Source organism: Bacillus sp. CBEL-1 (assembly GCF_004348885.1).
Classification (GTDB): Bacteria; Bacillota; Bacilli; order Bacillales; family Bacillaceae_H; genus Priestia; species Priestia aryabhattai_A.
This window is the reverse complement of sequence record NZ_SBIM01000013.1, coordinates 1,323,090-1,346,598: the sequence shown is the minus strand read 5'-3', so window position 1 is coordinate 1,346,598 and position 23,509 is coordinate 1,323,090. Positions and strand designations below refer to the sequence as shown.

The 23,509-nt window shown below is 39.0% G+C and carries 24 protein-coding genes; 19 read left to right on the top strand and 5 right to left on the bottom strand.

Annotated features, from left to right (window positions below; all coding sequences use genetic code 11):
• The first annotated feature begins 74 nt into the window (after positions 1-74).
• Both EPL02_RS16810 and EPL02_RS16805 read left to right on the top strand, forming a co-directional pair.
• Positions 75-1,025, top strand: a complete 951-nt coding sequence (locus EPL02_RS16810; RefSeq protein WP_094910735.1) for an aromatic acid exporter family protein — start codon at positions 75-77, stop codon at positions 1,023-1,025.
• Positions 1,026-1,088: 63 nt separating this feature from the next.
• Positions 1,089-1,595 carry a L,D-transpeptidase gene (locus EPL02_RS16805; RefSeq protein WP_131888272.1) on the top strand — a complete coding sequence of 169 codons (507 nt, stop codon included), beginning with the start codon at positions 1,089-1,091 and terminating at the stop codon, positions 1,593-1,595.
• A 28-nt stretch (positions 1,596-1,623) separates the two neighbouring features.
• On the opposite strand, the gene prli42 is transcribed toward EPL02_RS16805, so the two are convergent.
• Positions 1,624-1,719: a stressosome-associated protein Prli42 gene (prli42, locus tag EPL02_RS20995; protein WP_165932592.1), complete on the bottom strand. Its 96-nt coding sequence runs from the start codon at positions 1,717-1,719 to the stop codon at positions 1,624-1,626.
• 157 nt (positions 1,720-1,876) lie between these two features.
• On the opposite strand from prli42, the gene mce reads away from it, so the two are divergent.
• From mce to rnz, 13 genes are all read left to right on the top strand, one after another.
• Positions 1,877-2,290 carry a methylmalonyl-CoA epimerase gene (mce, locus tag EPL02_RS16800; protein ID WP_131888271.1) on the top strand — a complete coding sequence of 138 codons (414 nt, stop codon included), beginning with the start codon at positions 1,877-1,879 and terminating at the stop codon, positions 2,288-2,290.
• A gap of 3 nt (positions 2,291-2,293) precedes the next feature.
• The gene (locus EPL02_RS16795) at positions 2,294-3,844 is read left to right on the top strand and encodes an acyl-CoA carboxylase subunit beta (RefSeq protein ID WP_094910732.1); all 1,551 of its coding nucleotides are present in this window, start codon (positions 2,294-2,296) and stop codon (positions 3,842-3,844) included.
• A gap of 25 nt (positions 3,845-3,869) precedes the next feature.
• On the top strand, positions 3,870-4,991 hold the full coding sequence (locus EPL02_RS16790) for a tripeptidase T (RefSeq protein WP_131888270.1): 1,122 nt from the start codon (positions 3,870-3,872) through the stop codon (positions 4,989-4,991).
• A 242-nt stretch (positions 4,992-5,233) separates the two neighbouring features.
• Positions 5,234-6,601 carry an NAD(P)-dependent oxidoreductase gene (locus tag EPL02_RS16785; RefSeq protein WP_094910730.1) on the top strand — a complete coding sequence of 456 codons (1,368 nt, stop codon included), beginning with the start codon at positions 5,234-5,236 and terminating at the stop codon, positions 6,599-6,601.
• A 23-nt stretch (positions 6,602-6,624) separates the two neighbouring features.
• The gene (gene preA / locus EPL02_RS16780) at positions 6,625-7,905 is read left to right on the top strand and encodes an NAD-dependent dihydropyrimidine dehydrogenase subunit PreA (protein ID WP_131888269.1); all 1,281 of its coding nucleotides are present in this window, start codon (positions 6,625-6,627) and stop codon (positions 7,903-7,905) included.
• A gap of 22 nt (positions 7,906-7,927) precedes the next feature.
• Positions 7,928-9,343, top strand: coding sequence for a dihydropyrimidinase (gene hydA / locus EPL02_RS16775; protein ID WP_094910728.1), 1,416 nt, complete (start codon positions 7,928-7,930; stop codon positions 9,341-9,343).
• A 111-nt stretch (positions 9,344-9,454) separates the two neighbouring features.
• Positions 9,455-10,933, top strand: coding sequence for an NCS1 family transporter (locus EPL02_RS16770; RefSeq protein ID WP_094910727.1), 1,479 nt, complete (start codon positions 9,455-9,457; stop codon positions 10,931-10,933).
• A 9-nt stretch (positions 10,934-10,942) separates the two neighbouring features.
• Positions 10,943-11,155, top strand: coding sequence for a hypothetical protein (locus tag EPL02_RS16765; RefSeq protein ID WP_025909784.1), 213 nt, complete (start codon positions 10,943-10,945; stop codon positions 11,153-11,155).
• Between the two features lie 267 nt (positions 11,156-11,422).
• Positions 11,423-11,620, top strand: coding sequence for a hypothetical protein (locus EPL02_RS16760; protein ID WP_025909785.1), 198 nt, complete (start codon positions 11,423-11,425; stop codon positions 11,618-11,620).
• 156 nt (positions 11,621-11,776) lie between these two features.
• Positions 11,777-13,408 carry a PucR family transcriptional regulator gene (locus EPL02_RS16755; RefSeq protein ID WP_094910726.1) on the top strand — a complete coding sequence of 544 codons (1,632 nt, stop codon included), beginning with the start codon at positions 11,777-11,779 and terminating at the stop codon, positions 13,406-13,408.
• Between the two features lie 150 nt (positions 13,409-13,558).
• Positions 13,559-15,028, top strand: coding sequence for a CoA-acylating methylmalonate-semialdehyde dehydrogenase (locus EPL02_RS16750; RefSeq protein ID WP_131888268.1), 1,470 nt, complete (start codon positions 13,559-13,561; stop codon positions 15,026-15,028).
• 87 nt (positions 15,029-15,115) lie between these two features.
• Positions 15,116-16,480, top strand: a complete 1,365-nt coding sequence (locus EPL02_RS16745; protein WP_131888267.1) for an aspartate aminotransferase family protein — start codon at positions 15,116-15,118, stop codon at positions 16,478-16,480.
• An 85-nt stretch (positions 16,481-16,565) separates the two neighbouring features.
• Positions 16,566-17,483, top strand: coding sequence for a ribonuclease Z (rnz, locus tag EPL02_RS16740; protein ID WP_094910723.1), 918 nt, complete (start codon positions 16,566-16,568; stop codon positions 17,481-17,483).
• A gap of 34 nt (positions 17,484-17,517) precedes the next feature.
• Here rnz and namA read toward each other — a convergent pair whose 3' ends face one another.
• Both namA and proI read right to left on the bottom strand, forming a co-directional pair.
• Positions 17,518-18,534, bottom strand: a complete 1,017-nt coding sequence (namA, locus tag EPL02_RS16735) for an NADPH dehydrogenase NamA (protein ID WP_131888266.1) — start codon at positions 18,532-18,534, stop codon at positions 17,518-17,520.
• 130 nt (positions 18,535-18,664) lie between these two features.
• Positions 18,665-19,519: a pyrroline-5-carboxylate reductase ProI gene (proI, locus tag EPL02_RS16730; RefSeq protein WP_131888265.1), complete on the bottom strand. Its 855-nt coding sequence runs from the start codon at positions 19,517-19,519 to the stop codon at positions 18,665-18,667.
• Positions 19,520-19,769: 250 nt separating this feature from the next.
• On the opposite strand from proI, the gene EPL02_RS16725 reads away from it, so the two are divergent.
• The 3 genes from EPL02_RS16725 to EPL02_RS20990 all read left to right on the top strand — a co-directional run bounded on the left by EPL02_RS16725 (position 19,770) and on the right by EPL02_RS20990 (position 21,877).
• The gene (locus EPL02_RS16725) at positions 19,770-20,723 is read left to right on the top strand and encodes an MBL fold metallo-hydrolase (RefSeq protein WP_131888264.1); all 954 of its coding nucleotides are present in this window, start codon (positions 19,770-19,772) and stop codon (positions 20,721-20,723) included.
• Positions 20,724-20,789: 66 nt separating this feature from the next.
• Complete coding sequence (locus EPL02_RS16720) at positions 20,790-21,581, top strand: SDR family NAD(P)-dependent oxidoreductase (RefSeq protein WP_131888263.1); 792 nt, start codon at positions 20,790-20,792, stop codon at positions 21,579-21,581.
• An 80-nt stretch (positions 21,582-21,661) separates the two neighbouring features.
• On the top strand, positions 21,662-21,877 hold the full coding sequence (locus tag EPL02_RS20990) for a hypothetical protein (protein ID WP_165932542.1): 216 nt from the start codon (positions 21,662-21,664) through the stop codon (positions 21,875-21,877).
• Here the strand turns inward: EPL02_RS20990 and EPL02_RS16710 are convergent.
• The gene (locus EPL02_RS16710; RefSeq protein ID WP_175384181.1) at positions 21,823-22,011 is read right to left on the bottom strand and encodes a CDGSH iron-sulfur domain-containing protein; all 189 of its coding nucleotides are present in this window, start codon (positions 22,009-22,011) and stop codon (positions 21,823-21,825) included. The genes EPL02_RS20990 and EPL02_RS16710 overlap by 55 nt on opposite strands.
• A gap of 169 nt (positions 22,012-22,180) precedes the next feature.
• On the opposite strand from EPL02_RS16710, the gene EPL02_RS16705 reads away from it, so the two are divergent.
• Positions 22,181-22,519, top strand: a complete 339-nt coding sequence (locus EPL02_RS16705) for an iron-sulfur cluster biosynthesis family protein (RefSeq protein ID WP_094910718.1) — start codon at positions 22,181-22,183, stop codon at positions 22,517-22,519.
• Positions 22,520-22,543: 24 nt separating this feature from the next.
• On the opposite strand, the gene EPL02_RS16700 is transcribed toward EPL02_RS16705, so the two are convergent.
• Complete coding sequence (locus tag EPL02_RS16700) at positions 22,544-23,455, bottom strand: hydroxymethylglutaryl-CoA lyase (protein WP_094910717.1); 912 nt, start codon at positions 23,453-23,455, stop codon at positions 22,544-22,546.
• Positions 23,456-23,509: the final 54 nt, after the last annotated feature.

The following is a 23,509-nucleotide window of genomic DNA, read 5'->3' as shown; positions in this document are numbered from 1 at the left end:
GAATGAAACATGTTAATAAATAATAGTATTATGAATAACTTATAAAAAAGGAACTGCTTAGGAGTTTTGACGACATGAAATATAAAATTGGTTATCGAACCTTTAAAACAGCCGTAGGTACTGCACTAGCAATTAGCATTGCACAGCTCATTGGCCTTGAGTTTTTCCCATCAGCGGGGATTATTACAATCTTATGTATACAAAATTCACAGAAAAAATCGTTGCAAAGTGCGTTTGATCGCTTTGTAGCTTGTTCGATTTCAATTTTATTTTCATTTATTTTCTTTGAAGGAATTGCTTACCATCCAGCGGTTATTGGGCTAATGCTGCTATTTTTCATTCCGTTAACCGTTATTTTAAAGGTGAACGGAGGAATTGTAACAAGTTCGGTTATCTTATTGCACATTTATTCTCTTGAAAATATGACGTGGCAAATTGTTTTAAACGAATTGGGGCTAATTGTGGTTGGGATTGGCGTAGCGCTTCTTGTTAACTTATACATGCCAAGTTTAGACAAAGAGCTTCGTCAGTATCAGCAGGACATTGAAGAGAATTTTCATATTATGCTTAAAGAAATGGCGATTTATTTAAGAACAAACGAAAGTACTTGGTCCGGTAAAGAAATTGCTGATACAGCAGTGCTTTTAGAAAAAGCTAAAAGTTTAGCCTTTCGAGATGTTGAAAACCATTTTGTACGTTCAGAAAATTATTATTATCGATATTTTAAAATTCGTGAAAAACAATTAGAAATTCTAGAACGTACTCTTCCTCTTCTCACATCAATCGATCTTGTGGTTGAACAAAGATATATGATTGCTGATTTTATTGAAGAATTAAGTTTTTCTATTCACCCTGGTAATACAGCCAAGCTTTTTTTATTAAAGCTAGAGCAACTCAAAGAATCTTTTCAAAGCATGGATCTACCTAAGTCTCGTGAAGAATTTGAAGCGCGAGCGGATCTGTTACATTTTGTAAAGGAAATAGAGCAATATTTAATTATTAAACAAAGCTTAAAAATTACGTAAACAATATGCATGTTGTAGCAACCCCTTACGAACAATAAGAAAAAGCGTAAGGGGTTGAATTGTATGCACGTCGTATTTCTTATTTTAGTACTTGTATCACCAATTTGGCCGCTGGGAGAAAATCCTTTACCAGCTGACCCTTTTATTATTGTAAACAAACAGACAAATGAATTAGCATATATTGAACATGGCAAGATAGAGAGTGTTATTAAAGTGGGTTCAGGAAGAACAAAAGATTTAACACCAGAAGGGGAATTCACAATAACGGTCAAAGCAGCAAATCCTTATTATCGCAAAGATAAGATTGAAGGTGGGGACCCTGCTAATCCACTTGGATTGAGGTGGATTGGATTTGATGCAAAAGACACGGATGGACGAATTTATGGCATTCACGGTACAAACCAGCCAAACTCTATCGGTAAGTATGTTTCGAATGGGTGCATTAGGCTTCGAAATGAGCGAGTTGTGGAGCTATATGAAAAGGTTCCTCTTGGAACAAAAGTATGGATTGTGACCAGTGGAAAACCCTTTGAAGACCTAGCGAAAGAAAAAGGAATAGAGGTGCAATAAAAGGTAGGTGAGAAATCACCTACCTTTTTTATAGCCACATTGTAATGCCAGCAAGAACAGTTGTGATTACCATTGTTCCTAGCATTAAATAGACCACAATTTTTTGCCATTTTTTATTCGACATAAAAGAGTAGCTCCTCTCACAACCTTTTTTTCTATTTTACATGTAGCAACGAAATGGGACAAGCAACTTCTTTATTCGCTTTTGTTTTAAGAAGGAGAATGACGATTCATTCAAGAATATGTCTAAATGAAAACGCTTTTTTGTGGGGGTGGGAAATATGAACAAAATTGATCATATTGGCATTGCTGTTCACTCGATTGATAAAATTAAACCATTTTATGAGAGGCAGCTTGGCTTAGTATGCTTAGGGACAGAAAAAGTAGAAAATCAAGGTGTAAAGATAGCTTTTTTTCAATGCGGTGATTCGAAAATTGAGCTTCTTGAACCTTTAAATGATAGCAGTCCAGTTGCTAAATTTATTCAAAAGCGTGGAGAAGGTATACATCACATTGCTTTTGGCGTTAAGAGCATTGAAGAACGGATTCAAGAACTGAAAGAACGTGGAATTAAAATGATTGATGATGAGCCAAGATTAGGAGCTGGTGGTGCGGCCATTGCTTTTTTACATCCGTCTTCCACGGCAGGGGTTTTGTATGAGCTTTGTGAAAAGAAACCAACAAAGGAGGAATAGCAGATGGTTGATATTTATGAAAAGCTAAATGAGCTATACGATAAGCGCCGCAAAATTGAACAAGGGGGGGGAGATGAAAAAATTGAAAAACAGCATTTTAAAGGAAAGCTAACGGCTAGAGAGAGAATTGATTTATTGGTTGACAACGGAACGTTTGTTGAGGTTCAGCCTTTTATAGAACACCGCTGTCTGGACTTTAATATGAACACACAGACAGGTCCTGGAGACGGTGTTGTCACGGGGTACGGTAAAGTAAATGGTCGAGGCATCTATTTGTTTTCTCAGGATTTTACGGTATTTGGCGGTGCGCTTGGAGAAATGCATGCAAAAAAAATCGCCAATGTAATGGACCTAGCAGCGAAAACTGGTGTGCCTTTTATCGGATTAAATGACTCCGGTGGAGCGAGAATCCAAGAAGGCGTGATGTCGTTAGACGGATACGGTCAAATCTTTTATCGAAACGCTATTTATTCTGGAGTCATTCCTCAAATTTCAGTGATTATGGGACCATGTGCAGGTGGGGCAGTATACTCGCCAGCCATCACTGACTTTGTATTTATGGTGGAAAAGACGAGCCAAATGTTTATTACAGGACCGAAAGTAATTGAAACAGTAACAGGTGAAACCATTACAGCAGAGAACTTAGGTGGAGCTGCTGTTCATAATGAAATTAGTGGAAATGCTCATTTTAGTGCAGGTTCAGAAGAAGAAGTGCTTGAGCAAGTTCGCCTCTTACTAAGTTATTTACCTTTATCTAATACTGAAAAGCCACCGAGTGTCCCTTATGATGATCAAAGCAATGACCGCCCGGAATTACTGGATGTTGTGCCTTTTGATGCTGTTAGACCATATGATGTTCGCCATGTTATTCAACATGTCGTAGACGAAGGCACATTCCTAGAAGTGCAAAAAGATTTTGCTAAAAATATTGTGGTTGGCTTAGCTCGCTTGAATGGAAGCGTGGTGGGGCTTGTTTGTAATCAACCAAAATTTATGGCCGGCAGCTTAGATATTAACTCCTCAGATAAAGCCGCACGTTTTATAAGGTTTTGTGACTCTTTTCATATTCCACTTATTACGTTTGAAGATGTAACAGGATTCTTTCCAGGTATTAAGCAAGAACATGGCGGTATCATTCGTCACGGTGCTAAAATTTTATATGCCTATTCTGAGGCAACTGTTCCGAAAATTACGGTGATTTTGCGAAAAGCTTACGGTGGAGCTTATGTTGCGCTAAATAGTAAATCAATTGGTGCAGATATGGTATATGCTTGGCCAAATGCTGAAATTGCCGTCATGGGTCCTCAAGGAGCTGCCAATATTATCTTTGCGCATGAAATTCATAATAGTGATGCTCCTGAAGAGGTTCGAGCTGAAAAAATTGAGCAGTATCGCGATAAATTTGCTAATCCGTACGTTGCAGCAAGGGCGGGTATGGTAGATGATGTAATTGATCCAAGAGATACGAGAATAAAACTAATACAAGCACTTGAAATGTTGCACAATAAAAAGGAAGAGCGTCCACAGCGAAAACATGGTAACATACCATTGTAGGTTAATTTTGGAGGGATTACATATTATGGTTAATGAGCAACGTTTAGTTGATCTATTTTTAGAACTTATACAAGTTGATTCAGAAACAAAGTATGAAGCCGAGATTGCAAAAGTATTAACAAAAAAATTCACGGCGTTAGGAGTAAGAGTTGTTGAAGATGATACAACAGCTGAAACTGGACATGGTGCAGGTAATTTAATTTGTACCCTTCCTGGAACAAAAGAAGGAGTAGATACCATCTATTTTACTTCTCATATGGATACAGTTGTTCCTGGAAAAGGCATTAAGCCATCCATTGAAGACGGTTATATTAAAAGCGATGGAACAACGATTCTAGGAGCTGATGATAAAGCTGGGTTGGCAGCAATGTTAGAAGCTATTCAAGTGTTAAAAGAGCAAAATGTTGAGCACGGTACCATTGAGTTTATCATTACGGTTGGAGAAGAATCCGGATTAGTGGGTGCAAAAGCATTAGATCCAAAACTTGTAACGGCTAAATTTGGCTATGCGCTTGATAGCGATGGAAAAGTGGGCGATATTATTGTTGCTGCTCCAACTCAAGCAAAAGTTAAAGCAGATATTTACGGAAAAACAGCTCACGCTGGTGTAGCGCCTGAGCGCGGGGTTTCAGCCATCACCATTGCTTCAAAAGCGATTTCACGTATGCCGTTAGGGCGCATCGATGAAGAAACAACGGCAAACATTGGTCGTTTTGAAGGTGGAACACAAACGAATATTGTGTGCGACTACGTATCGATTTTAGCAGAAGCTCGTTCACTGGTTCCTGAAAAAATGGCAGCGCAAGTTGCCAAAATGAAGGAAGCTTTTGAATCTGCAGCAAGTGACATGGGAGGAAGAGCTGAAGTAGATATTAAAGTAATGTATCCTGGATTTAAATTCAGCGATGGAGACCATGTTGTTGAAGTAGCTAAAAAAGCCGTTGCCAATATCGGTCGCTCTTCACGTCTGTTACAAAGCGGCGGTGGCAGCGATGCAAACGTCATTGCAAGTTTTGATGTGCCGACTGTAAACTTAGCGGTGGGTTATGAAGACATTCATACAACGAGCGAAAAGATTCCAGTTGAAGAACTTGTAAAAACATCAGAGCTGGTTGTATCGATTATCAAAGAAGTAGCAAATGGATAATAATCTTATTGTAAAAAGCTTGAGCCTTGCAGCTCAAGCTTTTTACATATCGGCTAATTTAAAGTTTGAATTTTTTGACACTTTGTATAATGTAAACAGCAGGTTTCTTCAGTAAAATGGATTATAAGCTTAAAACCTTAACGAAAAGGAGTGAAATCAGTCGAGGGGGAAAGTCAATAAAAAAATATGTAAGCGCTTTCAATAATATTTTATATAAAGCAATTTAGAAGGGGGATGGATTTATGAAGTCTTCAGTTCAGCCGATGCTTCAAACAATTGTACAGAATTTTAGTGAAGTTGAAAAAGGCTTGTCAAATCAAGAAGCTATTGAAGAAGCTAATCGATGTTTATACTGTTACGATGCTCCTTGCATTCAAGCTTGTCCAACGGGCATTGATATACCAACGTTTATTAAAAAAATTGCGTCTGGAAACTTAAAGGGGTCTGCTCAAACGATTATGACATCCAATCCTGTTGGAGCGAGCTGTGCGAGGGTTTGTCCAACAGAAGAGCTTTGTGAAGGAGCATGTGTATTAAATCATTCGACTAAGCCTATTATGATTGGCGATCTTCAGCGGTATGCTACTGATTGGGCTATTCAAAATGAACAGGTGTTATTTACAAAAGGAAAGCCAAATGGAAAGCGAGTTGCCATTGTAGGTGGAGGACCAGCTGGGCTTTCAGCTGCCAGGGAGCTAGCTCGCTTTGGATATGCCGTAACAATTTTTGAAGCAGAAAAAGAAGCAGGTGGGTTAAATACCTATGGAATTGTATCATTTCGACTTCCTCAAGCTATTTCCTTTTGGGAGGTACAACAAGTAAAAGCTCTAGACGTTGAAATTAAGACAAACGTGCGCGTTGGTGAAGACGTGATGCCGAGTGAACTTTTAAAGAACTATGATGCAGTCGTTCTTGCTATTGGAATGAGTAAGGTTCCAAATTTAGGTATTGAGGGAGAACAGCTAAACGGGGTTTATGATGCAATTGAATTTGTGAAAAAAACCAAATCGGAAGCTTTGACTACAGAGTTTGTAGGAAAAAAAGTAGCGGTTGTTGGTGCAGGAAATACAGCGATTGATGGAGCAACATGTTCCGTACGATTAGGGGCAGAAAACGTGCAGATTCTATACCGTAGAACAAGTGCTGAAATGACAGCTTATGATTTTGAATATGAATTTGCCAAGCAAGACGGTGTAGAGTTTCGCTGGTTAACAGTACCTGTGAGAATTGTTGGAAATGACAAAAACGAAGTGACAGGTATTGAATGTATTAAAATGGAACTAAAAGAATCGGAAGGCCATGGACGAAAAAAGCCTGTACCAATAGAAGGGTCGGAGTTCTTAATTGAAGTCGATGCTGTTATTAAAGCCATTGGACAAGAACGTTACTTATCTTTAATTAATCAATTTGAATTAAAGCAAGATGGTGGCGTGGTAATCATTAATCAAGATACGTTTCAAACCTCCAATCCTAAAGTTTTTGCCTGTGGTGACGTTGTATTTGGAAAAGGACAAGGTGAAGCCATGGTTGTAACTGCTGCACAGCAAGGGAAGAAAACGGCATATGGCATTCATGCTCAGTTAAAGAAAGAAGCAATTGAAACAGCTTAAACAAACGAGAGGGGGAAACAAGTATGGCAGATTTACGTATAAATTTAGCAGGTATTAAATCACCAAATCCATTTTGGCTAGCATCAGCGCCGCCTACAAACTCAGGGTATCAAGTACAGCGTGCCTTTGAAGCAGGGTGGGGTGGAGCAGTTTGGAAAACGCTTGGAGATCCAATTTTAAATGTATCATCACGGTTTGCAGCAGTGAGTTTCAATGGCCAGCGCGTAGCGGGTTTTAATAATATTGAGCTTATTACAGACCGTCCGCTTGAGGTCAATTTAAAAGAGATTTATGAGACTAAAAAGAAATTTCCTGACCATGCTATCATCGCTTCTTTAATGGTTGAACCGAAACAGGAGAAATGGCATGAAATTGTAAAGCATGTAGAAGATGTGGGTGTTGACGGCTTAGAGCTAAATTTTGGCTGTCCTCACGGTATGGCCGAGCGAGGAATGGGAGCAGCTTCAGGGCAGGTGCCAGACCTTGTTGAAAAGCAAACGTACTGGGCTAAAGAAGTAGCGAAAACGCCTGTTATTGTTAAGTTGACTCCAAATATTACGGATATCACGGTTACAGCAGAAGCAGCTGTAAGAGGTGGAGCGGACGCAGTGAGCATGATCAACACTATTAATAGCTTAGCCGGAGTGGATATTAATTCATGGAACACAATTCCTCACGTGGCTGGTAAAGGTGCACATGGAGGCTACTGTGGTCCAGCTGTGAAGCCTATCGCATTAAATATGGTGGCTGAATGTGCAAGAAGTCCTCATATTAACGTACCGATTTCAGGTATGGGAGGCGTATCGAATTGGCAGGAAGCAGTGGAGTTTATGCTTATGGGGGCGACTGGGGTTCAAGTGTGCACAGCCGCTATGCATCATGGCTTTAGAATTGTAGAGGACATGCTTGATGGGCTAAATAACTACCTTGATGAGCGAGGAATTGCAAAAGTGAGCGATCTTGTTGGGAAAGCTGTTCCGAAATACTCTGATTGGGGAAATCTTGATTTAAACTATAAAGTTGTGGCTCGAATAGATCCCAATACATGTATTAACTGTAACAAGTGCCATATTTCATGTGAAGACACGTCTCATCAATGTATTGATATGTTAAAAGACCCTTCAGGAAAACCATATTTGCAAGTAAGAGAAGAAGATTGTGTGGGCTGTAATCTCTGCTCGATTGTCTGTCCTGTTGATGGCGCAATTTCCATGGTGGAGGTAGCAAGTGAGCAGCCACCTATGACATGGAATGAAAGACAAGCGGCACTTGCGATGACATCTGCACAAAAATTAGACGTATAACAAACAATAGGGGGATTAAGCCATGAGAAAATTAGTGAAAGATGGAGTGATTGTTACAGCAGCAGATACGTACAGGGGAGATATTTTAATTGAGGATGGGAAAATCACAGCAATTGGAACAGGGTTAGATGAATCTAACTGTGAGGTTGTTGATGCCAACGGAGCCTACATTTTTCCTGGAGGGATTGATCCACATACTCATTTAGACATGCCGTTTGGAGGGACTGTCACCAAAGATGATTTTGAAACAGGGACCATCGCAGCAGCGTTCGGAGGGACTACAACAATCATTGATTTTTGCTTAACAGATAAAGGGAAACCATTGCAAAATGCCATTAATACTTGGCATGCAAAATCAGAAGGAAAAGCAGCTATTGACTATAGCTTTCATCTAATGATTGGAGAGATGAATGATGAGGTATTAGAACAGCTTCCTACTATTATTGAAGATGAAGGAATTACGTCTTTCAAAGTATTTATGGCATATAAAGACGTCTTTCAAGCGGACGATGCGACCCTTTACCAAACGCTCATTCAGGCAAAAGAGCTTGGTGCGTTAGTTATGGTACATGCTGAAAACGGAGACGTAATTGACTATTTGACAAAGAAAGCATTAGAAGCAGGAAATACAGATCCAATTTACCATGCGCGCACTAGGCCCCCAGAGATTGAAGGTGAAGCAACAGGTAGAGCAGCATGTTTTACAGGTCTTGCAGATTCGCAACTATATGTAGTGCATGTATCTTGTGCTGAAGCGGTGAATCAAATTGCTCAGGCTCGGAACCGAGGTGTAAATATTTGGGGTGAAACATGCCCACAATATTTAGTTTTAGATGAATCGGCCTTAGAGAAGCCCAATTTTGAAGGAGCCAAATACGTTTGGTCACCACCTCTTCGTGAAAAATGGAATCAAGAAGTGTTGTGGAATGCATTAAAAAATGGAGATCTACAAACGATTGGATCTGATCAATGTTCATTTGATTTTAATGGACAAAAAGATTTAGGTAAGAACGATTTCACAAAAATTCCAAATGGCGGTCCTATTATTGAAGATCGTATGAGCATCTTATTCTCAGAAGGCGTGCAGAAAGGGAGAATAACGCTCAATCAGTTTGTGGATGTCACCTCTACTCGTACGGCGAAGTTATTTGGCCTATATCCGAAAAAAGGAACAATTGCTGTAGGAAGTGACGCTGATTTGTTAATTTTTGATCCAACAGTTAAACGCAAAATCTCGGCTGAAACCCATCATATGGCTGTTGACTATAGCGCATTTGAAGGAATGGAAGTTACGGGTGAGCCGGTTTCAGTATTGTGTAGAGGAGAGTTTGTGATTAAAGAAAAGCAATTTGTTGGTAAAAGTGGTTATGGTGAGTACATTAAGCGGTCAAAATTTAATGAGCGTAATGAAGCTCAGCAAGCTCCGGTGAAATTGTAACTATACTACTGTGCTGTGCTATGGCATAGCGCAACCCCTAGAGAAAGAGAGAGAAAACAGCCTTCATGATGAATGTAACGCGTTTACTAAATAGTATGAGGGGTGCAAGAAATGAAAAAATCAAAAAGCTATTTAAAATCACCGGATTTATTACCTATTGCGCATCAAAATCGTAAGATTGGAACGCTTGGCTTTTCGTTAATGTGGGTTAGTATGGCAGTTGTATTAGCTGCATTTGCAATCGGAGGATCTGGTGTGCAAAGCTTATCTCTCGGTTGGGTTGTAGTAGCAACTGTAATTGGATCTATTGCAATTGGTTTGTTTGTAACAATTATTGCTGATATTGGAATCGAACATGGTTTATCATTTCCAGTTTATATGAGAGCTCCGTTTGGAACAATTGGTACTCATATTCCCTCTGTTATGCGTGGGCTTGCAGCTTCTTGTTGGTTTGGGATTAATACGTATTTTGGTGCTACGGCAATGAATGGAATTTTAAATGCTCTAGCAGGGTTTAATAACTGGCTCGTTTGTTTTTTTCTCTTTGCGTTATTACAGCTTATCAATACAGCACTTGGAATTAAAGCAGTAGAACGGTTTACAGACCTAGCAGCGCCAGTTATTATCATCATTTCAGCCTGGATGTATACAACTCTGTCAGACCAAGCCCTTTCTCAAGGTAGAGAGGTTTGGGCTTGGATTGAAAGTCCGGTTACAGGAGGGGCAGCTGTTACAGCATTTATCGTAGTCATTATGAGCAACATGGGGTTTTGGGCAACGCTTGCGGCAGATATTCCATCTATTTCAAGGTTTATTAAAGCACCGACACATGAGCGGAGCTGGATAAAGCGTAATAAAGGGGCTCTTGTAGGAAGCGTAGTAGCATTGCCGTTAACTCAAACGTTTATGGTTATCATTGGCGGTGTGTCATATATTGCTGTGAAGAACTACGATCCAGTAGTGGCACTTCAAGAAGCTGCATCTGGACTTGCGCTTGGCGTATTACTTTTGATGGTTGTGTTTGCCCAGTGGTCAACAAATATCTCAGCAAATCTGATTCCAGCTGCCACGATTTTTTCAAATGTTGGTGGACCGAAAGTACCCTTTTGGGTTGGGGTAGTTATCGCTGGAATTGTAGGCACAATTGTACAACCTTGGAGCTTGTTCAGCATCATTGTTCCAGCATTGTTAATTGTAGGTGGGATTTTATCAGCGATTGTTGGCATTTTGTTTGCAGATTACTACTTATTGCGAAAGCGTAGAGTAAATGTAACAGAGCTGTATGAAGAAAATGGACAGTACCGCTACTTTTACGGCTTTAATATAGCTGGGTTACTAGCATGGACTATAGGTGGAACAAGTGCTTACTTTTTATCAACTTATTCGTTTGTCGTTGGATTTGTAGTAGGCTCTGTCTGTTATTATGTTTTAGCTAAATATTGGTGGTTTAAGCATTATAAACAAGATGAGATTGAGACACCAAGTGATGAAAAGTATCTAGGTATTACAGTTGGTCGAGATTGGGTTATCTCAATTGATGAAGAAGTAATTCAACCTGTCGCATCCAACCAAACTATTTCAACAGATTGAGGTGAAGTTATGTCAGACTACCAGCATTTTGTTGCAGAACGTGAAAAGATTGATTTTCTTATTGAAAAAGGTTTTATTATTAAAAGCGTGACGGAAAATCTAAGCGGTGCGTTTCTAGAATTTGAACGCATAAAGCAAGGAAAGGTTGAAAAAGAAAAGCTCCATATCCTAACGGCAGATGCTAGAAAGTATTTTTCAGGAATATTAATTCAGCAACTATAAAATAAGCCTACTTCATATTTCAAATATGAGGTAGGCTTATTTTTTTTAAAAAATTAGGGTGAAAAGTGAAACTAAATCATAAAATCTTTCGTTACTATTCATGTCAAGTATTACGTATTACAAACAGTTATTACATTTCATTTACAACAATGGAAAAAGGGTTTAGTTAGGGTGTGATTTGTAGTAAATAGTATAGTATGAAAGTTTTTTGAAAATGAAAATGTAAACGTTAAATAATTTAATAAATGATAAGGGTGTGACACAGAGATGATGAATGAGAAAGATTTAGACGTGATGACAGTTGAGGAAAGAAAAGTAATAGATAAGCTTAAGATGGAAATGCTTAATGCAGTGTCACTTCATGACCTACGTTTTTATAAACAAGAGATTCAAAGAATAAAAGAGCAAGCTAAAAAAAGACATGGTTTCTTTAAAACGCTGCAAGTAGCTGCTGAAAAGCTGTAAATCGCTGAATGATTTATAGCTTTTTTTTTGCAAAATTCTATGTAAGCAAAGGCGTGTATGATTATATTCTAAAAAAATATAAAGAGATAAAATGATTTATTTTTCAGAAAACTTAAGCTAATATAAAGAGATAGACTGATTAAGGGTGGTGTGGGTTTGAAATCTTATTTGACCATTAATGAGGTTTTAAAAAGAAAACATTTTAACAGCTGTGAAGTAATTGCAGGTAAAGTCGGTCTCACAAATCGAGTGAAATGGGTTCACGTTATGGAAGTGACTCGGGTGAATGAGCTTCTAAAAGGGAATGAATTAATTCTTTCAACCGGTGTAGGATGGAAGGAAGATAATGAATTGTGCCTGTCGTTTTTAAAGCAGTTAATCGAATGTCAGGCTTCAGGATTATGTATTGAACTGGGTACGTACACCTCTCAGATTCCTCAAAACGTCATTGAATTTGCAAATCAACATGAATTTCCTATTATTTTATTTCATGAAGAAGTGCCGTTTGTTGAAATAACCCAAGATTTGCATGCGTTACTAGTAAACCAGCATTATTTAATGATTTCAGATTTAGAAAATTACTCTCAGCAGCTGAATCAAATGCTGCTTTCTGTCAACGATCCAAAAGATATATTACAGCATCTTTGCGAATCAACCGGACTTTTAGCCGGGCTTCGTATACATAATGAAGTAATACTTTTTCCAGCCTGTCTAGACTTACCCCAACAACAATTATTACAACATCATATTACTGAACAAAATCAGAATCAAAGCAGCTTTTTTACTCATTCCATTCAATTGTTAGGTGAAAGCTATGCAGAGCTCCATATTCTTTCAACTAATGATTTTTTTACAGAGCTTGAAATGTTAACGGTTGATCGCACAGCTACAGCTCTAGCACAGCACTTTTTACGAGACTTATATGTTGAAGAAAAAAAGCGAGTTCAAGAAACAGAGTGGATGGTTCAATGGGTTAACGGTGAAATTTCTTCCTCGCAAATTACACATTATTTACAAGAAGTATTAAATGATTTTCCAATCCAAGGCGGAACAATCGTATGCTGTCAATGTGTACAAGACGTCAAGGTAGATCATACGTATTTAAAGCTAACGATTCGAGCAATTTTTGAACAAGAAGGCTTTCATCTTCTCATTTTAGAAAAGAAGAGAGAGTTAGTGTTGGTGGTTTTAAATAAACGTCAGGTGACGACGTGGAGAGAAAGGTTAGAAAAAAGCTTGAACCGTTGGATAAACCACGGTGATTTACAAGAAGTCAACAAATCACTAGGAGTGCAGCTGATCGGGGTAGGGCAGTTTAATCGACGATTAGACTACATTCATAAAGGTTATGAAACTGCTAAAAAAACGGTTTCGATTCAAATGACTTTGCACAACGAAATGAAAAATCATATTTGTTTTTATGAAGACCTTCACATGTATCGCATTATTTCGTTAGTCAATGAACAGCAGGAATTACAAGAAGTGGTGATGGAGTATTTACAGCCAGTTCTCGAATACGACCGTAAATTTAATGCTAAGTTATTTGAAACTTTGAAAGTATATTTAGCATGTAACGGATCAAAGCAAGAAACAGCAAAGCGCTTATATATTGTGCGTCAGACTCTGTATCATCGTATTGAAAAATTGGAAAAGCTATTAGGTTCTGATTTTATGGTTCATGAAAAACGAATGGCCATTGAATTTATGATTATGACCTATGACTATTTGTTTGCACTAAACGCATCTACTACTGCTATTAATAAATTAGGAAAAGCATCTTTTACATGATTCTCTTTCATTTTACTAGGTTTGTTTTGTATTTCATTACCCAATGTGTGAAACCATACAGAACTTCTATTTCACATTCTGTCTAATGAATCCGAAGCAAGAATTAATGATAATAAAAGTAAGATTGTATGTTAAAAGGGGGCTAATGGGATGTCAGTCGTGAATGAAGATACAAAGCAGTTAAGAAACTATGTGGGTGGAAAGTGGGTTGCTTCAGCAAGCAATCAGTTTCAAGATGTAATTGATCCTTCAACAGGAAAGACGCTTGCAAAAGTACCTCTCTCAACGAAGCAAGATGTTGACCACGCTGTTAAAAATGCGAAAGAAGCGTTTAAAACATGGAGGCATGTACCAGCCCCGAAACGAGCAAGGCTGATGTTTGCCTTTCAACACTTGCTTATCGAGCATCATGAAGAGCTTGCAAGACTCGTAGTAAAAGAGAATGGAAAGGCTTATAAAGAAGCTTATGGAGAGGTCCAACGTGGTATCGAATGTGTAGAATTTGCTGCCGGAGCACCAACGCTACTTATGGGTGAATCACTTAGCAATATTGCGGAAGAAATTGATTCAGAAATGTACCGTTATCCAGTTGGAGTTGTGGGAGGAATTACGCCATTTAACTTTCCAATGATGGTTCCGCTTTGGATGTTCCCGTTAGCTATCGTCTGTGGAAACACGTTTGTATTAAAACCATCAGAACGTACTCCTTTATTAGCTACGCGAATAGCTGAGTTGTTTACAGAAGCCGGAGCTCCATCCGGCATACTAAATCTTGTGCATGGTGCACATGATGTGGTAAATGGTCTCATTGAACATGAGGAGATTAAAGCAGTTTCTTTTGTTGGCTCCCAGCCAGTTGCTAAATATGTGTATGAACAAGCTGCGGCTCAAGGCAAGCGAGTTCAGGCTTTATCAGGTGCCAAAAACCATCATATCGTTATGCCAGATTGTGATATAGATAAAGCTGTAAACCATATTATAAGTTCTGCTTTTGGTAGCGCTGGGCAGCGCTGTATGGCATGCAGTGCTGTTGTGGTGGTAGACGGTGTTAAAGAACAGTTCGTTGCGAAGTTAAAGCAAAAAGCAGATGAATTAGTTATGGGCAGTGGGTTACAGGATGAAGTGCTTTTAACGCCTGTTATTCGTAAAGAACATCGAGATAAAGTACTTGGCTATATCGAAGCTGGAGTGGAAGAAGGTGCTCATTTAGTTAGAGATGGTCGTAAAGAAATGGAAGATCATTCGGAAGGTAATTTTCTTGGCGCAACGATTTTTGATCACGTAACACCTGCTATGACCATTGCAAAAGAAGAGCTATTTGCACCAGTATTAAGTCTGCTTCGAGCGGAAAGTTTAGATGAAGCGTTAGAATATATTGAAAAATCTCGATTTGGAAATGGTGCAACAATTTATACAAAGGATGCAAAAGCAATCCGCCAATTTAGAGAAGAAGCAGATGCTGGTATGCTAGGTGTCAACGTAGGAGTGCCTGCTACTATGGCTTTCTTCCCATTCTCAGGTTGGAAAGACTCTTTTTATGGAGATCTACATGTAAATGGAAAAGACGGATTAAACTTTTATACGCGTAAAAAGATGATAACATCACGCTTTGATTTTTAACATATTTATTAGGTGAAAACAGAGACTTCGGCTTTGGTCGGGGTCTCTTCATCCATATAATTATTGGAATCAGAAGGAGTGAACGCAATGGTTCAAGCTAGCAGTGGGGAAAAGAATAAAAGCTTAAAAAATAAGGATGAGCAATATTTATGGCACGGCATGAAACCTTATTCTCCTGAAGCTACTATGGTAGTAGAAAAAGCAAAGGGCGCTTGGGTAACAGATGAGGATGGAAATCGCTTTTTAGACGCTATGGCAGGGCTTTGGTGCGTAAATATTGGGTATGGAAGAGAAGAGCTAGCACAGGCAGCATATGAACAGCTCAAAGAACTAGCCTATTTTCCTTTAACGCAAAGTCACCCTCCTGCAATTCAATTAGCTGAAAAGCTCAATGAATTGCTAGGAGAAGAATATGTGATCTTTTTCTCTAATAGCGGATCAGAAGCGAATGAGACCGCATTTAAAATTGCGAGGCAATATCATCAGCAACAAGGGGAACAGGGGCGGTATAAAATTATTTCACGGTACCGTGGATATCATGGAAACTCAATGGGGGCATTATCAGCTACGGGTCAAGCTCAGCGTAAATACAAGTACGAACCTTTAGCAACTGGTTTTCTTCATGTCCCACCTCCTGATAGCTACCGAGGTGTCGATGAAATAGATGCACCAAAAGAGCAGCTTCAGTCGGTGAAGGTGATTGATGAAACAATGACGTGGGAGCTTAGTGAAACAATCGCTGCAGTTATAATGGAGCCAATTATTACAGGCGGAGGCATTTTAATTCCACCAGATAACTATATGCAAGGGGTAAAAGATGTTTGTGAAAAGCACGGAGCGTTATTGATTGTAGATGAAGTTATATGTGGGTTTGGACGCACAGGCGAAGCGTTTGGATTTATGAACTATGGCGTGAAGCCTGATATTATTACGATGGCAAAAGGTATTACAAGTGCTTATTTACCTTTGTCGGCAACAGCGGTCAAGAGAGAAATTTATGAAGCATTTAAAGGTAGCGATCAGTATGAATATTTTCGACATGTAAACACATTTGGAGGAAGTCCAGCTGCCTGTGCACTTGCACTCAAAAACCTAGAGATTATGGAAAGTGAAGGTTTATATAATCGTTCCAAAACGATGGGAACCTATTTATTGAATGAGTTAAAAGAAGAATTGAAAGAACACCCTTATGTAGGAGACATTCGTGGAAAAGGACTGCTGGTAGGGATTGAGCTTGTGTCTGATAAAACATCCAAAGTGCCCCTGGATATACAGTTGGTGAATCAAGTAATTACAAAGTGTAAAGAAAAAGGAGTTATTATTGGGAAAAACGGTGCAACAGTAGCTGGCTATAATAATGTGCTCACTCTTTCACCGCCTCTCATGATTCCAAAGGATGATTTAAACCTTCTTATTTCTGTATTAACAGAGGCACTTCAAACAATTAAGTAGCATAGGTAAGCAAAAAGCCTGTATAATGTGCATACAGGCTTTTTGTTCGGATTCACGTTTGGGTTAAGTAGAAAGGAAGAAGCACATGGAACTATTATTTTTAGGAACGGGTGCCGGAGTACCAGCTAAACAACGAAATGTTTCGTCGATTGCTTTGCAGCTTCTGCAAGAGCGAAGTGCCGTATGGCTTTTTGATTGCGGAGAAGCAACGCAGCATCAAATTTTACATACCTCCATTCGCCCTCGTCGCATCGAGAAAATTTTTATTACGCACTTGCATGGTGACCACATTTATGGCCTTCCAGGTTTATTAGGTAGCAGATCGTTTCAAGGAGGAGAAGAGCCTCTTACAGTATACGGTCCCCCTGGTATTGAGCAATTTATTAAAGTTACGTTAGAAGTTAGCCAAACCCACTTGAAGTATGGTCTTAAAGTTATTGAAGTGAATGAAGGGGTCATTTTTGAAGACAGCACGTTTAAAGTAGAATGTGCAAAGCTTGAGCATGGCGTGACGTCATATGGATATCGAATCGTTGAAAAAGACTTACCGGGTGCACTACAGGTAGAGCGTTTGAAAGAAGCTGGAGTACAACCAGGACCTCATTATAAGCAGTTAAAAGAAGGCAAAAGGATTTGTCTAGAAGATGGACGAGAAATTAACGGAGCGGAATTCATTGGAGAATCCAGACCGGGAAAAATCGTAACCATTTTGGGCGATACGCGAATGTGTAAAAATAGCACCAAGCTTGCAGAGAATGCGAACGTTTTAGTTCATGAAGCAACATTTGCTGAGGGAGATGAAAAACTAGCTTATGATTATTATCACTCCACAGCCAAGCAAGCGGCACAAGTAGCTCGGCAAGCGAACGTGCAGAAGCTAATCCTTACTCACATAAGTGCGAGATATCAAGGTCAAGCTGTTGAACGCTTAGTAGAAGGCGCGCTGAAGGAATTTAAGTACACTGTGGTTGCTTCAGACTTAGCAAGTTTTCCTGTTGAATAAAAGTAAAGTGAGGGCCATAAGGGCCCTCACTTTTTTACCATCCTCGTTCATATTGAACAGGTGCTTCAATATTTGTATTTAATTCTGTGGCAGCAGTACGTGGCCAATAAGGATCGCGCAGTAGTTCTCTTGCGACGAAGATAAGGTCAGCACGTTTGCTTTGGAGAATTTCTTCTGCTTGTAGACCGCTTGTAATTAAGCCCACAGCACCAGTATTAATAGCTGCTTCTTGCTTAATTTGTTCTGCAAATGGCACTTGGTAGCCAGGATATACGTTAATTTTGGCATGTACAAGTGCTCCTGAACTTACATCAATTAGATCAACACCTTGTTCTTTCATCCATGTAGCGAATGTTACATGGTCATTGACAGTTAATCCACCTTCAGTATAGTCAGTTGCAGAGACGCGAACAAATAGAGGTCCATCCCATACTTCTTGTACACTATCAATGATTTCTTTTAAGAAACGATAGCGGTTTTCAGCAGAGCCACCGTACTCATCCGTACGCTTATTGCTTAATGGAGACAGGAATTGGTGAACTAAATATCCATGCGCTCCATGAATTTCAATAATATCAAAACCTGCTTGCTTCGAGCGCTGTGCACCTTCTTTAAAAGCTGCAATTGTACGCTCAATATCTTCTTTTGTCATTTCAGCAGGTGTTTTACTTTCATCATCAAATGCAATAGCAGAAGGAGCGTAGATTGTTCCATCTACCGTTGCTTTACGGCCTGCGTGTGCAAGCTGGATTGCCGTTTTACTACCGTTCGCTTTTACTTGGTTAACAAGTCTTTGTAATCCCTCAACATGCTCGTCATTCCAAATTCCTAAATCACGTGAAGAAATACGACCCTCAGGTGTTACAGCAGTCGCTTCAATCATAATTAATCCAACTTGTCCAACTGCTCGTGAGGTATAGTGAGCTAGGTGCCAATCTGTTACGATGCCGTCTTCTTTTTCGCATGAATACATGCACATCGGTGACATAACAATACGGTTTTTTAGCTTTACATTTTTTACTTCATAGGGTGTAAATAATTTAGCAGTCACTTCATATCCCTCCATTATTTCGAGTTCCTAACAAAATGCATTATAGCACTGAGCTTTAGTAGATTTCACTTTATATGCTTTGCTGTTTCATGGCCATTTAGTAAAAAAACCTCAGCACTATGCTGAGGTTTTAACGTGACGTACGACTGCTCATCATTTTTTCATCAATGGCTTCGCCTAATTGTTTTGAGCGAAGTGTAGCTTTGTCAATACATTGGATAAGGGCTTCTTGAAATTCGTAATCAGTCAGCTGTTCTAGCCCTGCTTCTGTCGTCCCCCCTGGACTTGTAACTTCTTTTCGTAGCGTCGTAGGACTCTTTGGAGACGTTCGAAGCATTTGAGCTGCACCAATTAATGTTTGTGTAATTAAGTCTTTCGCTACGTCTGATTCAAGCCCTTGATGTAGCGCAGCTTTTTGCATCGCTTCTACCAAATAATAAACGTATGCGGGTCCGCTGCCTGATAAGCCTGTAACGGCATGTAGCTGTTCTTCAGGAACAACTGTAACCGTTCCAACTGTATGGAAGAGAGTTTCTGCTAGTTTTATATGCTCGTCGTTAGCGTGCTCTCCTTTGGAAATAGCTGTTGCAGACAAACCAATTGAAGCAGAAGTATTTGGCATAGCTCGAACAACAGGCACATCGTGTTGAAATAACGATAGGATGCTCGTTGTTGACACTCCTGCAAGGACAGAAATAATAAGGTGGCTTCTATGGATATAAGGTTTAATACTTTCAATGCTTTCTACAACGTCTTTTGGTTTGACTGCCAATATAATTACATCGCTTTTTTGAACGATTAAAGGAATATTTCGGGTAATATTAATCTTATATTGATTACGTAATTCATGAAGTCGTGCGTCGTTGCTGTAATTTGTAACGTGAATTTGTCCAGGTTTAAATTTATTTGTGCTAATTAGCCCTGAAATCATGGCTTCAGCCATTGATCCAGCACCGATAAAAGCAATATTTAATGGTTGTTTCATCAAGGGATGAACCTCCTTTTTATATACTTATTAATGAATAAAAATACTTTTTGTTCTGTATGAAGTCGTTGGATTTAATACATATAAGCTTTCTTCTATTAGTTGATTTTATAAGCATATTGTTGTAATTATGCACTGAGAAAATGATGGATGTCAATCTAATTTTCAGAAAAGAAAGCATATTGTATGAATGTATATTGGAATCGTGTACACTTAAAGAAAACGTCATTGCTTAGAAGGGGACAACGTTATGAAGGAACAAATTCACAAGTTCATATTGCCAACACCTTTTGCAGTTGGAGATGTAAATGTATATGTACTAAAAGGGGAATCCATTACTTTAATTGATGCAGGGGTGAAGACCGAAGAAGCTTGGAATTCTTTTACGAAACAGCTAAATGAAATTGGCTTACATGTAGAAGATATCGATCAAGTATTACTGACACACCATCATCCGGATCATGTAGGTATGCTTGATTATTTTTCACCAGATACACCTGTAATTGGACATTGGAGAAACGAGCCGTGGATTTCAAAAGATTCCGCTTTTTTTGATCGGTATGACGAATTTTTCACCGGGTTCTTCACACAGCTTGGCGTAGATGAACGGTTTCGAAAATATCTAAAAGGCTTACGTCATTCAATGAAGTATTCTTGTGACAGGTCACTAACAACTCAAATTCAAGAAGGTAGTCTAATAAAAGGTTTGGAAGATTGGAGTGTTATTGAAGTGCCAGGGCATGCTCAAAGTCATATTGCTGTATATCACGAGCAAAGCGAAACTTTAATTGGGGGAGATGTGTTACTTAAGCATATTTCATCTAATCCACTTATTGAGCCTCCGTATCATGAAGGTGAGGAACGAAAGAAATCAATGCTTCAATATAATGCATCCCTTCGTCGTCTTTCTGAATTGCCTATTTCATGTATCTACACAGGCCATGGAGATGAAGTGAATGAAGTAAGTAAGCTTGTGTCAGAACGACTAGCTAAGCAAAGAGAACGAGCTGAAAAAGTATATCAGCTTTTAAAGAACAAGCCGATGTCTGCATTCGATGTTTGTAAATTCTTGTTTCCATCCGTGTATGAAAAAGAATTAGGGTTGACGATGTCTGAAACGGTAGGGCAACTAGACTACCTTGAAAGCCTCCGCCAAATTAGTTGTCAATATGAAGGGAATCATTTTGTTTATCATACTCATTGAGCTTGTTTTTTTAAGTATAGAAAGATAAGATTAAAAACACTGAGTTTGTACAATTGAGGTGTAAAAATGAATAATCTTAAAGGAAAGTATATTTTAATTACGGGTGCATCTGGCGGATTAGGAGAAATGATTAGCTATGAAGTAGCTAAAAAAGGAGCTAACCCAATCCTTGTTGCTAGAAATGAAGCCCGCCTTCAAGAAGTATCAGAACAGATTAGTGAGAAGCATGGAGTTACTTGCCGTACATATAGATTAGATGTTGCCAATCTAAGTGATGTTGAAGTTGTCATAGGTAAAATTCTGGAAGATGTTCCTAAAATTGATGTGCTGATTAACAACGCTGGCTTTGGTGTGTTTGAGGAAGTGACGGAAGCTTCGATGGATACAATTTCGTCCATGTTTCAAGTAAATGTACTAGGGCTAATCGCGTGTACGAAAGCTGTTTTACCAGCTATGTTAGAAAGAAATGAAGGTCACATTATTAATATCGCGTCTCAAGCAGGTAAGCTTGCTACGCCTAAATCTAGCGGATACGCTGCTTCAAAGCATGCTGTATTAGGATTTACAAATGGACTACGTCTCGAAATTGCTAAAACTAATGTGCGCGTCACTGCAGTTAATCCAGGTCCAATTCAAACCAACTTTTTTACAATTGCCGATCAAACAGGTTCCTATGAAAAGAGCATGAAAAATATGATGCTTGACCCAGTGGATGTTGCAAAAAAAGTCGTTGAATCTATTGGCACCAATAAGCGAGAGATTAACTTGCCAAGATGGATGGGCATTGGCTCTACAATTTATCAGGTTGCGCCTCGGTTGGTTGAAACACTAGCAGGAAATGCGTTTTATAAAAAATAAGCTCAATGCCCTCAATGGGCATGAGCTTATTTTTTGTAGGCTGGGTCATAAAGCATTTTACCAGGACGTGTGTATGCCGTGTGACCTCCATCAACCGTAATGCAGTCTCCCGTTCATCATCAATAGCCATTGTTCGAGTGAGAGGTGTAACAGCCTCTTGTTCAGCATTACATCCGAATCAATCTAAATCTGTAGCTAGCCCAGATACAGAGGAGTTATTACTCATTGAAGCAGTTACAGATTACTCGTCTAATACGGCTTTAGCACGTACACAAGACTCAAATTTACCTTTATGATTTCCGTCACAAAAGGGCATCTTTTGTGACATGCCACATCGACATAGTGAAAACGTGGGTTTCGTTTCATACTTATTACCCTCAGCATCGATCAATTCAACATCACCAGTCACTCGAAATGATCCGTTATCCATTACCTTGATTTGAACTTTTGACAAGTTAATTCCTCCTTATGTATGATAAGCGCTCTTCCATAGTCTATATTAATGAGCGTAATAGTTTATGGAGTGAGCATTGTATATTATACTTCATTATATAAACATGTTCGCATCGTTTATACATTTATTTAAAAGGAGCGATAGAATGAATATTACATTTACTAATCGTGCTCTTGAAAAAGTGGCTGAAAAATATGACCAAAACTCATCTCTGTTTTTAAAATTGAAATATGATACGGACGGCTGTGGCTGTGTTGTAAGCGGCGTTACATCACTTTGGATTGTTGCTGATAAAGAATTTGATGATGTTGTTGTTTCAACAAATGGTGGTGACATTCTTGTTGAGAAAACAAAGCAAGTGTTTATGGATGATAATATGACGATTGATTACAGTGATGCTGCTGGAACATTCATGCTAAAAAGTCCATCCCAAATTTTAAATCCAAGAATGTCAATTATTGACCAGTCAGCAAAAGCGCGGTAGATTCTACCGTGCTTTTTTACTTTCTTATTGCTTAGCTAATTGATAGAGGCGATATTGTTTGCTTGAAATTGGATGTGAAAGGTAAGGTTCAATATACGAAACAGCAGCCAGAAGCTTTTCACTGTTAACGTTTGTTTGAACACCCATCTCATCTAACATAAAAACTAAGTCTTCTGTTGCAATGTTTCCTGTTGCACCTTTAGCAAATGGGCATCCGCCAATTCCGCCAGCTGAAGAGTCAAAGCGCATGACGCCAGCTTGAAGGCAAGCATAAATATTAGCCATGGCTATTCCTCTTGTATCGTGAAAGTGTGCATTTAGCAAAACCGTAGGAAATGCGCGTTTCAATGATGAAAAGAGAGTAAAAACGTCTTTGGGGTTAGCCATTCCAATTGTATCTGCGATGCTTAGCTCGTTTACGCCAGCTTCTACAAAGCGTGCGCACAGTTCAATGGTTTTGTCTGGATTAATTTTCCCTTCATACGGACAATAAAAGGAAGTTGATATGCATGTGCGAATGTAGGCGTTACGTTCTTTAAGCTTCTCAATAAGAGGTAGCTGCTGGTGAAGAGCTTCAGTGGTAGTTTTATTAATATTATGCTGGTTAAACGAGTTGCTGACGCCGATAAATAAAGCAACAGATTGACAATTTTCTTCAAGAGCTTTAGTTAGGCCTTGCTCATTTGGAACGAGAACAATATGACGGTCATTAGTAGAATGCTGCAATGGAAATGCTTGCATAATTCGATTTGCATCTTTCATTTGAGGTACCCATTTTGGCGACACAAAAGAAGTTAATTCAATCTCCGATAGGCCAGCTTCTTTTAGTAAAGAAATAAACTGAATTTTTACAGGAGTTGGTACAAACGCTTTTTCATTTTGGAGCCCATCTCGCGGCCCCACTTCAATGATGGTTGCTTTAGAAGGTAATGACATAATTCTCCTCCTTTTTTTTGATAACGCTTTCAATTACTTATTTTAAAGGATGGA